This is a genomic window from Streptomyces sp. NBC_01515, assembly GCF_045040345.1.
Classification (GTDB): Bacteria; Actinomycetota; Actinomycetes; order Streptomycetales; family Streptomycetaceae; genus Streptomyces.
On sequence record NZ_CP109416.1, the window covers coordinates 6,757,090 to 6,769,779 of the forward strand.

Genomic DNA, 12,690 nt, shown 5'->3' on the forward strand with positions numbered 1-12,690 from the left:
AGACCGAAGCCTTATGGCTACCACTTCACTTGACCTGGCCAGGGTCCGCAACATCGGGATCATGGCTCACATCGACGCGGGCAAGACGACCACCACTGAGCGGATCCTCTTCTACACCGGCGTCAGCTACAAGATCGGTGAAGTCCACGACGGCGCCGCCACCATGGACTGGATGGAGCAGGAGCAGGAGCGTGGCATCACGATCACCTCTGCTGCCACCACCTGTCACTGGCCGCTTGAGGACAACGACTACACCATCAACATCATCGACACCCCGGGGCACGTCGACTTCACGGTCGAGGTGGAGCGCTCGCTGCGCGTCCTCGACGGTGCCGTCACGGTGTTCGACGGTGTCGCCGGTGTCGAGCCGCAGTCCGAGACGGTGTGGCGTCAGGCCGACCGTTACGGCGTCCCGCGCATCTGCTTCGTCAACAAGCTCGACCGGACCGGCGCGGAGTTCCACCGCTGCGTCGACATGATCAAGGACCGCCTCGGTGCGGTGCCGCTGATCATGCAGCTTCCGATTGGTGCCGAGATGGACTTCAAGGGCGTTGTGGACCTGGTCCGCATGAAGGCGCTCGTGTGGTCCGCCGAGGCTGCCAAGGGCGAGATGTACGACGTCGTCGACATCCCGGCCACGCACGCCGAGGCCGCCGAGGAGTACCGCGGCAAGCTGGTCGAGGCCGTCGCGGAGAACGACGACGACATCATGGAGCTGTTCCTGGAGGGCATCGAGCCCACCGAGGAGCAGCTGTACGCCGCGATCCGTCGCGTCACCATCGCGTCCGGCAAGTCCAACGGCATCACGGTCACCCCGGTGTTCTGTGGCACCGCGTTCAAGAACAAGGGCGTCCAGCCCCTGCTCGACGCGGTCGTGCGCTACCTGCCGACCCCCCTGGACGTCGAGGCCATCGAAGGCCACGACGTCAAGGACCCCGAGGTCGTCGTCAAGCGCAAGCCGTCCGTGGACGAGCCGCTGTCCGCGCTCGCGTTCAAGATCATGAGCGACCCGCACCTGGGCAAGCTCACCTTCGTCCGGGTCTACTCGGGCCGCCTGGAGACTGGCACCGCGGTGCTGAACTCCGTCAAGGGCAAGAAGGAGCGCATCGGCAAGATCTACCGCATGCACGCGAACAAGCGTGAGGAGATCGAGGCGGTGGGCGCCGGCGACATCGTCGCCGTCATGGGCCTGAAGCAGACCACCACCGGTGAGACGCTGTGCGACGACAAGAACCCGGTGATCCTGGAGTCCATGGACTTCCCGGCGCCGGTCATCCAGGTCGCCATCGAGCCCAAGTCCAAGGGTGACCAGGAGAAGCTGGGTATTGCCATCCAGCGTCTCGCGGAGGAGGACCCCTCCTTCCACGTTCACTCGGACGAGGAGACGGGCCAGACCATCCTCGGCGGTATGGGCGAGCTGCACCTTGAGGTGCTGGTCGACCGTATGAAGCGCGAGTTCAAGGTCGAGGCCAACGTCGGCAAGCCGCAGGTCGCGTACCGTGAGACGATCCGTAAGGCCGTCGAGCGCGTGGACTACACCCACAAGAAGCAGACCGGTGGTACCGGTCAGTTCGCCAAGGTGCAGATCGCGATCGAGCCGATCACCGAGTCGGACGGCCCGGCGTACGAGTTCGTGAACAAGGTCACCGGTGGCCGTATCCCGCGGGAGTACATCCCGTCGGTGGACGCCGGTGCGCAGGAGGCCATGCAGTTCGGCATCCTCGCCGGGTACGAGATGACGGGTGTCCGCATCACGCTTCTCGACGGTGCCTACCACGAGGTCGACTCCTCCGAGCTCGCCTTCAAGATCGCCGGATCGCAGGCCTTCAAGGAGGCCGCGCGCAAGGCGTCCCCCGTGCTCCTTGAGCCGATGATGGCCGTCGAGGTCACCACGCCCGAGGACTACATGGGTGAGGTCATCGGCGACATCAACTCCCGCCGTGGCCAGATCCAGGCCATGGAGGAGCGTGCCGGTGCACGTGTCGTGAAGGGCCTCGTGCCCCTCTCGGAGATGTTCGGCTACGTCGGCGACCTCCGCAGCAAGACCTCGGGTCGCGCAAGCTACTCGATGCAGTTCGACTCCTACGCCGAGGTTCCCCGGAACGTCGCCGAGGAGATCATCGCGAAGGCCAAGGGCGAGTAACACACACCGTTTGCACGCTTTAGGCTTGACACCGACCGCCGGGGTTCACCCGGGAGGGCAGACCTCGGCGGGCGGCATCCCAGCAAAGATCACCTGGCGCCGATGAGTAAGGCGTACCAGAACCACTCCGCAGGAGGACCCCAGTGGCGAAGGCAAAGTTCGAGCGGACTAAGCCGCACGTCAACATCGGCACCATCGGTCACATCGACCACGGTAAGACGACCCTCACGGCCGCCATTACCAAGGTGCTGCACGACGCGTACCCGGACCTGAACGAGGCCTCGGCCTTCGACCAGATCGACAAGGCTCCTGAGGAGCGCCAGCGCGGTATCACGATCTCGATCGCGCACGTCGAGTACCAGACCGAGACGCGTCACTACGCCCACGTCGACTGCCCCGGTCACGCGGACTACATCAAGAACATGATCACGGGTGCCGCGCAGATGGACGGCGCGATCCTCGTGGTCGCGGCCACCGACGGCCCGATGCCGCAGACCAAGGAGCACGTGCTCCTGGCCCGCCAGGTCGGCGTTCCGTACATCGTCGTCGCCCTGAACAAGGCCGACATGGTGGACGACGAGGAGATCCTGGAGCTCGTAGAGCTTGAGGTCCGTGAGCTCCTCTCCGAGTACGAGTTCCCGGGCGACGACCTGCCGGTCGTCAAGGTCTCGGCGCTCAAGGCGCTTGAGGGCGACAAGGAGTGGGGCCAGACGGTCCTCGACCTGATGGCCGCCGTCGACGAGTCGATCCCGACCCCCGAGCGTGACGTCGACAAGCCGTTCCTCATGCCCGTCGAGGACGTCTTCACGATCACCGGTCGCGGCACGGTCGTCACCGGCCGTATCGAGCGTGGTGTCCTGAAGGTCAACGAGACCGTTGACCTCATCGGCATCAAGCAGGAGAAGACCACCACCACGGTCACCGGCATCGAGATGTTCCGCAAGCTGCTCGACGAGGGTCGCGCGGGCGAGAACGTCGGCCTGCTCCTCCGTGGCATCAAGCGCGAGGACGTCGAGCGCGGCCAGGTCATCATCAAGCCCGGCTCGGTCACCCCGCACACGGAGTTCGAGGCCCAGGCGTACATCCTGTCCAAGGACGAGGGTGGCCGTCACACGCCGTTCTTCAACAACTACCGTCCCCAGTTCTACTTCCGCACCACGGACGTGACCGGCGTCGTGACCCTCCCCGAGGGCACCGAGATGGTCATGCCGGGCGACAACACTGAGATGACGGTTTCGCTCATCCAGCCCGTCGCCATGGAAGAGGGCCTGAAGTTCGCCATCCGCGAGGGTGGCCGCACGGTGGGCGCCGGCCAGGTCACCAAGATCAACAAGTAGTCTTGGCTGATCCGACCGGTCTCTGATCGGTAGGTCTCGAAGGGGCCCGTACGACTTCGGTCGTACGGGCCCCTTTGCTGTTCCCCGGCTGCTGTTACGAAACTATTCGGCGCGTACGACCCGTTGTTCCCTCCCTCCACTCGCCCCACCATTTGTCATGCCGCTGACCAAATTAGGTGTGGAGGGGTGTGCCATGTCTGCGTCCGTCAGGCGAAGGGCCGTTCTGGGTGCGGGAGTTGCTGCGGTGCCGGTGCTGTCGGGGGCGGGGTCGCCGAAGGCGTCAGGGCCCGTGGACGCGGGGGCGTACATCTCCTTCTCGCGTACGACGGGTGCGTTCCCCCTCGGCGGTGCCCCGGTCGTGGTGGACCCCGACGATCACCCCGGAGTCGTACGGGTGGCAGGGGACCTGAGGGATGACATCGAACGCGTCACCGGCGTACGCCCCGGGAGCGCGCTCGCGGCCGTGCGTTCGCGTGAGGTGGTGCTGGTCGGCACGATCGGGCGCAGCGCGCTGATCGACGGCTTGGTGGCCGCCGGGAAGCTGGACGTCTCCGGGGTGCGGGGCCGGTGGGAGACCTCGCTGCAGACGGTGGTCGAGCGGCCGATGCCGGGTGTGGAGCGGGCGTTCGTCGTCGCGGGGAGCGACCCGCGCGGCACGATCTTCGGTGCGTACGACGTGTCGTACGGCATCGGGGTCTCGCCCTGGCACTGGTGGGACGACGTGCCGCCGACGCGTCGCGACGAGGTGTGGGTGCGGCCCGGGCGGTACTCGCAGGGGACGCCGGTGGTGAAGTACCGGGGCTTCTTCATCAACGACGAGAACCCGGCGCTGGGGACGTGGGCGCCGGCGTACTTCGGGCCGGGCAAGGCGCCGGGGTATCCGGGCGGCTTCACGGCGGACTTCTACGGCAAGGTCTTCGAGGTGCTGCTGCGGCTGAAGGGGAACTACCTCTGGCCGGCGGTGTGGGGGCGGGCCTTCGCGGAGGACGACCCGGAGAACCACCGGCGGGCCGCGGAGTACGGGATTGTCATGGGCACGTCGCATGAGGCGCCGATGATGCGGGGGATCGAGGAGTGGAACCGGCACGCGGTCGCCGCCGTGCGGGACTCGTCCGGCGCGATCGTGACGCCGGGGCACGATCCGTACGGCGGGACGGGGGAGTGGTCGTACCGGCTCAACTCCCCGGCGATACGCGCCTATTGGCGGGCCGGGGTGCAGCGGATGGTCGACCAGGGCTTCGAGGGCGTCGTCACGCTCGGCATGCGCGGGAACGGCGACACGAGCCTGCCGGACGGTGACGGCATCGAACTCATGCAGGAGATCATCGCGGCGCAGCGGCAGATCATCGAGGAGGTGACGGGGCGGCCGGCGGCCGAGACTCCGCAGGTGTGGACGTTGTACAAGGAGGTGCAGCGGTATTGGGACCGGGGGTTGCGGGCGCCGGACGACGTGACGGTGGTCCTCACGGACGACAACTGGGGGAACGTCCGCAAGCATCCGGACGCGGGGGAGCGGGATCGCGTTGGGGGCTACGGCCTGTACTACCACTTCGACTACGTGGGCGCCGGGCGGAACTACAAGTGGGTGGACACGGCGAACCTGCGGAACGTGTGGGAGCAGCTGCACGCGGCGTACGCGTACGGGAACCGAGGGTTGTGGGTCGCGAACGTGGGCGACCTGAAGGGGAACGAACTGCCGACCGAGTTCTTTCTCGACTACGCCTGGAATCCTGAGGGTTGGGATGTCGATGCGCTTCCGGGCTGGGAACTCCGTTACGCGCGGCAGAACTTCGGCGAGGGGCAGGCGGAGGAGATCGCCTCGGTGCTGGCGGCGTACGGGCAGTTGCAGGCCCGCCGCAAGCCGGAGTTGCTGAACCGGCGGATCACTCTCGTCGACGGCCAGGTGGTCTACGACGATCAGCAGACCCCATTCGCCTTCGGGCACCGGGAGTTGGAGCGGGTCACGGAGGAGTGGCGGGAACTGGGGCGACGGGCCGAGCGGATCGGGCGGCGGTTGCCGGCCGGGGTGCGGGACGCGTGGTTCGAACTCGTCGGGTACGAGGTGCGGGCCACCGCCAACCTGTACGGGCTGCGGTCGGCCGAGTTTACGAACCTCCTCTACGCGGCGCAGGGCCGGGCCGCGACGAACGACCTCGCGGATGTGGCGGAGGCGGGGCTGGAGCGGGACCTCGCGCTGGCCGACCGTTTCAACTCGGCGGTGGCGGGCGGGAAGTGGGCCGGTTTCCAGACGCAGCCACACATCGACTACGGGGATGTGGAGCGGTACGGGCCCAACGCCGGGTGGCAGCAACCGGAGAAGGACAACGTGGCGTTGCCGGACGTGCTGTTCCCGGCGGTGCGGCGGATCGGGGTGCCGGGAGCGGCGGGGCTCGGGGTGTCGGTGGACGGTGCTTCGGGGTCGGAGTCAGGGGCGTGGTGGCCGGGGGGTGCGGCGGGGGCGGCGGCCGTACTCCCCGCGTTCAGTCCGTATCAGACACGGCCGCAGCAGTTCGTCGAGGTGTTCAACCGGGGGCGTACCGCCTTCGACTACCGGATCGAGGTGTCGGTGCCGTGGCTGGTGGTGGAACGGCCGCGGGGGCGGGTCGAGCGGCAGGTGCGGGTGGAGGTCGGGGTGGACTGGGCGCGGGTGCCGGTCGGGCGGGCCGAGGGCGAGTTGACGGTGACCGGCGCCGGGGGATCGGTCACCGTCGGATGCGTCGCCGAGCGGCCGTCGGGGCGGGGGCTGCGGGGTTTTGTGGAGGCGGGCGGTTATGTGGCGATCGACGGGGAGCACTACGACTGGGTGGTCGGCGGGTGGCGTCGTATCGACGGCATTGGTCGTACGGGTCGTACGGGTGGTCGTACGGGTCGTACGGGTCGTACGGGTCGTACGGGGTGGACCGGGGCGGGGATGACGCCGTGGCCGGTGACGCTGCCCAGGCAGACGCCGGGTGGGGTGGATTCGCCGCGACTGGAGTACGAGGTGAGTCTTCTGGCGGCTGGGGAGGTGACGGTGTGGGCGTACCTGTCCCCTCGTAACCCCGCGTTGCCGACGGGCGGTCTGCGCTACGGCGTCTCCCTCGACGGCGGGCCGGTCGAGACCGTCGACATCAACATCGGTGCGGATGACGGGCTGTTGAACGCGGTGTGGGCCCGCAACACCTCCGACAACGTCAACGCGACGGCGACGAAACACTCCGTGACGAAGGCCGGGGTCCACCGGTTGAAGTTCTGGATGGTGGACCCGACGGTGGTGCTGCAGCGGCTCGTGATCGACACGGGGGGTCTGCCGGCGCTGTACCTGGGGCCGTTGGAGAGCCGGCGGGTGTAACGCGCGGCGGAGGGCGGAGGGTTACGGGTGGGCGTGACGGGCGTTTCGGGTGGCGTGCCGGGTGTGCTGGACGTTTCGGGGGTGCCAGGTACGCCGGGGGTTTCGGCGCGGCGGGACCTGGCGTCCTCCCCGAGTGAGAAACGGGCGGCGGCTCGGGCGTTCGAGGATCACATCGAGCCCGGTACGCGTGCGGCGGGGCGGTGGGCGGACGACGAAAACGGCGCCGCTGTACGGGAGTTCGCCGCGAAGGACGGGGACGGGTGGGTGACGTCGGCGGCCCTGAAGAAGGCGCACGGGGCGTGGGCGGACCAGGTGAAGAACCTGATGGACCGGCTCGGCGCGGAGAGGGATGCGTTGCGGAGCGGGAACGCGGTGCTGACGAGTACGGATCTGGCGGTGGGGTCGACGCTGCGGGAGCGGTCGGCGTTGGACACGTTCTGAGGCGAGCGGGTGAGCGGGTGAGTGGGCCAACGGGCGGGTGGGCGAGTGGGCCAACGGGCGGTCGGGCCAGCGGAGTTATTGGGTCAGCGGAGCTATTGGGGCAACTGGGCGCATGCCGACGTATCACGAGATCATGACCACCGACCTCGCCGCGCTGACCACCGCGGCCGAGCGCTGGGAGGGCATGGCGGGCGAGTTCGAGAAACAGGAGACGGCGTACCGGCGGGATGTGCACGGCATCTCCATGGGCACGTCGTGGACCGGGCTCAGCGCCGACGCGGCGACCGCCCGCTTCGACGCCACGCTCAAGGAGTTCCAGTACGCGCAGACGGAGGCCAAGGGGATCGCGGCGCTGCTGCGGGACGCGCACGACCGTTTCGTGGAGTTACGGGGCCGGGTGGTGGCGGCACGGTGGGACGCGGTCCGGGCGGGCATGCGGGTCTCGGAGTCCGGGGTGGTGACCCCGAGTTCGGACCAGCCGCACACCCCCGCCGCTCCCCATGCAGCACAGCCGTGGCAGGACGGGATCAACAAGGCCGTACGCGATGTCACGGACGCGGACACGGGCGTCCGGGTCGCACTGGCGGCGGTGGTGATCGACTCCGAACTGCTGGCCGGCGGCCGGGGGTTCAACGGCAGGGCGCTGGGCGACATCGAGGCGTACGAAGCCGAGGAGACGGAGGGGTACCTCCAAAAACTGAGCGGGGGTGGAGAGTTGACGGCTGCTCAACTCAGCGAACTGGAACGCTCGTTCCGCGACAACAGCGAGGACGAGGGTTTCTCGCGGATGGTCCTGGACGACCTCGGCCCCGCCGGCACGCTCAAGCTCACGAACGAACTGAACGACCGCATCCATGTCCAGGGCGGCGTGGGCGCGGGTACGTACTCGTCGATCGAGACGGGCCTGGCGAACGCTCTCGCTACGGCCACGAAGCACACGAAGTCGGACTGGTACCGGAAGTGGCGCACGGCCATGCGGCACGCGGGCCTCGCGCACTACGCCACGGACGCCCAAGGCCTCCACCTGGACAAGGCCGTCGGGTACCAGTCCCTCGTCACGCTGATGCAGAAGGGCCACGGTTACGCCCCGGCGATGGTCGAGGACCTCACCGACGACATGATCGCCGCGGAGAAGAAACACCCCGGGATCTGGCAGGTGAAGGGCACGTATGCCGGGGCGCGTGGCGGTTGGTTCGCCAATGACCCCGTCGACGGCATGCTCGGCATCATGAGCCGCGATCCGGCGGAGGCGGCGCGGTATCTCCATTCCGACGCCCACATGAAGTACCTCATGAAGGACCGGGACTGGAATGTCGCCCTGAATGACGAGGGGGTTTCCAAGGGTGGGCATTATGTGCCGCGGTTGGACGGGGACGATCGGGCTGGATTCGGGGCGGCGTTGCAGGCGGGGGCGACGGGGATCGATCCGGGGGATCCGGGTGGGGGGCGTGTGGGGGATCGGGGGACTAACGATGCGGTGTTCAAGTCGGCGCTTACGTATTTGGCGGACAGCGGGGATGATTTTCCGCCTTCGTTGCGGAGGCCGATGGCCAACGTGCTTGTCAATCATGGGGATGCGGTGCATGCGGCTATGAGCGAGGTGGATGTCGCCAATTCACCCTTGGATCAGCATCGGCTTTTCGAGGTTGCGAAGCAGGTGTCCAAGGATGAGGGTGCGTATGGGGTTTTGAACGGTGGGATGAACCAGTCATTGGTGTCGGATATTCATCACGATCGCTCTCACTCGCCCGATTCCCTGACCCGGGCCGGACGAACCGTCGGTTTTCTGGAGGAGGCGCGGGTACAGGCTGCGGGGGACCCGAAGGTCGCCGAGTTCGAGACCAAGCCGTTCTTCGACAAGGCGATCAGTTATATCCCTGTGGTGAGTGGCGATGTACAGACGGGATTTGACTACGTGACGGACCAGTGGCTGGCTGATGAGCAGCGTAGGCTGGACGAAAAACAGGCGAACGCCAACGTTCAGGCGTACACCAAGAGGAACGGTCAACTGATGGCACTCGCGGAGGAGTGGAAGAAGACTCACCGTACGGATGGCGATTCATACTTCGACCCCAAGGTTGAGGTCAACAAGTCGGCCCGAGAAGGGATTGCGCAGGCAACTGGCATGTCCGGAGAGCAGCCGAAGTGAGTGTCCGCCAGTTTCTGATCGTGTTGGCGATTTCTGTTCTCGTGGTGTCCTGCAGCTCCTCCAGCAGTCGCGAACTTCCGGGAGCTATTTGCGGTACACCCATCAATCCCGCTGTCACGCGTCCGCTCTTGACGTCCACGGATGATTTGAACGAGTTCACCCGAGTTGATCGTCACGAGGCAATCACCGCACCCTGTGTGCTTCTCTCAGGGCGCGATCCTGTTCTCGATTTCCGATTCTCCTGGGATGACACGGAAAGGGACCTCATGTATCTGGCGATGGATACAGGATCGATCTCGGGAATCAGGGAACCGCAGGAGATCGACTTCACCTACAAGACCATCGTCGGCACCGACGGAGCCATCTCGATCGCCCCCTGCGAAACCAACGGCGGCAAATACTTCACCCTCACCCTCCAAGTCCCTCAAATCAAACTGATGGATCAGACCCACCGCAAGGACATCGAGAAGTTCATGCGGGCCTACTTCCCGGCGACGCTCAAGACCTTGGGGTGTAAGTGACGTTGCCTGAATGAGTACGGGCGCTTCATGTTCCAGCCCTCAGCCCCGGTGATCCCCCAGCACCCCCACCGCCCCCTCGAACCCAGAATCCCGCCCCGCCGCGAACTCCTCCTCCGTGAACACCGGCACCCGCACCCGCGGCGGAATCCCGGTGCCGTCGAACGTGTGGCCCGAGTGGGTCAGGAACTCCTCGTTCGGGAGCCAGGCCGCCATGCCGTTCGGTAGGTGGCGGGTCAGGGTGTCCGAGAAGACGCCCTGGGTGGGCTGGCCGATGCGGAGGGTTTCGCCGGGGCGGTTCATCAGGGCCTGGGTGAAGGTCTCGCCCGCGCTCACCGTCGAGCCGCCGGTCAGTACCGCGATCGGGCCGGTGTAGCGGGGGGCGTGGGCCGGGAGTACCGGGATCGGTTCGGGGCGGGTGTGGTGGGCCGGGTTCTTCGGGTCGTCGCGGGCGCGCTTGGCGTAGGCGATGTACGGGGTGTCCGTCAGCCGGGAGGCGATGTGGAGGCCCATCGCGTCGGAGCCGCCGCCGTTGATCCGGACGTCGATGATCAGGCCGTGCAGCCGGCTCACCCGCTTCGATGTGAGGATCGTGTTCAACGCCCGGTCCAGCTCGGCCAGTTGGGCCGCGTACGAGGCGTGCTCCTGCGGCAGGTAGCCGCCGAAGCCCGAGATGCGCAGATAGCCCAGGTGACCGTCGTCGCCTCGCAGATCCGCGTACGTGATGCGGCCGTTGGCGAAGTCCCGGCGGTAGGGGGCGCCCGCCAGGTCGTGCCGCTCGATGAACTGCTTTGTCCTGGCGTCCAGTTCGGGAGTCGGCGGCTCCGTGCCGGGGCGGCCGACTGCGAACACCTGGTCGCCGTCCTGGACCGCGACGTGCGCGTCGTGCAGCGGACGCACCATCCTGCTGAAGATGTCGAACAGTTCCGCCCTGGTCGTGTCCGTGTGCACCTGAGGGCGAAACTCGGCCCGTACCGCCCGCCAGTCGACGCCCTTGGCCGCGAAGAAGGGGTAGTTCTCCTCGAAGGACTGCCAGAAGACGTCGAAGGAGGTCAGGGGGTCCTTCGGCAGCTGCCTGGCGCAGTCCGCCGGGAGGGAACTGATCCGGTGGAGCTGCTTGTGGCCCGCGGAACTGGCCGTCGCGACCGACGCGCGGTTCCCGTCAGCGCCGAGCTTCACCGTCAGGACATCGCCGCCCACGGTGTACGTCCCCGGGTCCGTCCGCCGCGCGGTGTCGCCCTTGATACAGCTCACGGCGGTGGTCTGGTACTCCTGGTACGTCCCGTGGCCGACGGCGACGACCGTGCCGTAGCCGTCCATGCGCCAGAGGCCGTCGACGGAGGGCCGGCCAGGGCCGCGGGAGGCCGCGGCGGGGGCCGCGAGTCCGGCGGTGAGGAGCAGGGTCAGGGCGGCGGCGGTGGACGCGGTGGCGATACGCACGTTCGGTTCTCCCCGTGGCGTGACGACGCACATCTGTGTGCCTCATCACCCTGGCCGCCCGCCCGACGTCCCCACCATCCGGCACACCCGCGTATCGGGGTGAGGGAAACCCCCGGCACCCCCGTTCCGATGCGCGGGTGTCCCGAGCGGTCGAGTTGCAGCCTTACGCGGCTGGATCAGGAAGCTCCCTGAGCCGATCGCTCCTTCTCGATCTCTGCCGCCTGTTCCGCCAGGTACGCCCGTGCCGCCGCCTCCTGGTTCGCGCGTTCGGTGGGGGAGACGCTGTGGTACTCGCGGAAGCCCTGAACCATGCGGTCACCCAGTGCCTCCGCGTACGCGGGGACGCGGGCGGCCTCGCGCAGGCCCGCCCGGCCGCTGAGGACCTCGCGGGCCATCTCGCGCAGCGGATCGTCGGGGGCACGGTCGTCGGCGAGTTTCTGAAGGGCCTTGCGAAGCGACCGGGCGCGGGCCTGGTCGCCGCCGGTGATGTTCGTCAAGTCCGCGTCGCCGATGCGTAGTTCGTCGGACATGCGGGTCCTCCTCGTGGCGTGGGGGCGGTTGTCGGGTGCCGGGCGCGGCGTCAGATCGACGGGCTCGGGTGGTCGTACTCGCCGATCTTCGTGAACTCGGAGACCGTTCCGTAGAGGGTCGCGCCGATGGTCTCCACCACGCCGACGGTGCCGTTCACGATGCCCTGTACGTTGCCGAGGGCCTGGGTGGCCTGGCCCCACAGGCGGAGCATGGTGGCGATCTCCAGTGCCGCGAGGCCGTAGCCCACCGCCGCGCCGACGCCGGTCCACGACAGTGTTGTTGCGGCCGCCATCTCGACGGCCGTGATCAACAGGCCGTCGATGATGCCGCTCAGGTAGCCGTTGACGGCCTCGGCCGTTGAGTAGGCGGAGTGGGCGAGGTGGTCGTACTCCGTTCTCAACCTGTCGAACTCGCCCCTGATCTCTTCGAGTTTCGCCGCGCAGGTGTGGAAGTACGTGTACGCCGCGTCGGCGGCACGGCCGTCCCATGCCAGGTCGAGCGTCCTGTTGCCGGACCTGATGTTGCCGGAGACCGCCTCGACGGCCCGGCCCAACTGGCCCCAGACATCACCGCACTTGGCGAACGACTCCCAGTCGCCGGCGAACCACTTGATCGCTTCGTCGAGCGGATTGAAGCCGAAGACCGCGCTGTACGCCTCCGTCAGCCAGTACGTCGGGCTCATCAGATCGCCGCAGCTGTTGAACGTGTCGAGGATCGGGCCCTGGGCGTACTCGGCCGGTGCGGACGGGGCCCTGAGCAGAGCTGTCGGTTCGATGACATCGGTGAAGTCGGACATGGGG

General features: G+C 67.4%; 9 protein-coding genes. 6 read left to right on the forward strand and 3 right to left on the reverse strand.

Annotated elements, in window-relative coordinates; translation table 11 throughout:
- Positions 1-13: 13 nt before the first annotated feature.
- From fusA to OG407_RS30735, 6 genes are all read left to right on the forward strand, one after another.
- Complete coding sequence (gene fusA / locus OG407_RS30710) at positions 14-2,143, forward strand: elongation factor G (RefSeq protein WP_405862868.1); 2,130 nt, start codon at positions 14-16, stop codon at positions 2,141-2,143.
- Positions 2,144-2,286: 143 nt separating this feature from the next.
- The gene (gene tuf / locus OG407_RS30715; RefSeq protein ID WP_327401929.1) at positions 2,287-3,480 is read left to right on the forward strand and encodes an elongation factor Tu; all 1,194 of its coding nucleotides are present in this window, start codon (positions 2,287-2,289) and stop codon (positions 3,478-3,480) included.
- Between the two features lie 193 nt (positions 3,481-3,673).
- A complete protein-coding gene (locus OG407_RS30720) occupies positions 3,674-6,811 on the forward strand; it encodes a glycosyl hydrolase 115 family protein (RefSeq protein WP_405862869.1) in 3,138 nt (1,045 codons plus the stop codon).
- A gap of 81 nt (positions 6,812-6,892) precedes the next feature.
- The gene (locus OG407_RS30725; protein ID WP_405862870.1) at positions 6,893-7,252 is read left to right on the forward strand and encodes a hypothetical protein; all 360 of its coding nucleotides are present in this window, start codon (positions 6,893-6,895) and stop codon (positions 7,250-7,252) included.
- A gap of 133 nt (positions 7,253-7,385) precedes the next feature.
- Positions 7,386-9,401 (forward strand): hypothetical protein, encoded by a 2,016-nt coding sequence (locus OG407_RS30730; RefSeq protein ID WP_405862871.1) that lies wholly within the window; start codon positions 7,386-7,388, stop codon positions 9,399-9,401.
- On the forward strand, positions 9,398-9,922 hold the full coding sequence (locus OG407_RS30735) for a hypothetical protein (RefSeq protein WP_405862872.1): 525 nt from the start codon (positions 9,398-9,400) through the stop codon (positions 9,920-9,922). The genes OG407_RS30730 and OG407_RS30735 overlap by 4 nt, the downstream gene beginning before the upstream one ends.
- 39 nt (positions 9,923-9,961) lie before the next feature.
- On the opposite strand, the gene OG407_RS30740 is transcribed toward OG407_RS30735, so the two are convergent.
- The 3 genes from OG407_RS30740 to OG407_RS30750 all read right to left on the reverse strand — a co-directional run bounded on the left by OG407_RS30740 (position 9,962) and on the right by OG407_RS30750 (position 12,686).
- A complete protein-coding gene (locus OG407_RS30740) occupies positions 9,962-11,359 on the reverse strand; it encodes a S41 family peptidase (RefSeq protein WP_405862873.1) in 1,398 nt (465 codons plus the stop codon).
- Positions 11,360-11,535: 176 nt separating this feature from the next.
- Positions 11,536-11,889, reverse strand: coding sequence for a hypothetical protein (locus tag OG407_RS30745; protein ID WP_405862874.1), 354 nt, complete (start codon positions 11,887-11,889; stop codon positions 11,536-11,538).
- Positions 11,890-11,939: 50 nt separating this feature from the next.
- Positions 11,940-12,686, reverse strand: a complete 747-nt coding sequence (locus OG407_RS30750) for a hypothetical protein (protein ID WP_405862875.1) — start codon at positions 12,684-12,686, stop codon at positions 11,940-11,942.
- Positions 12,687-12,690: the final 4 nt, after the last annotated feature.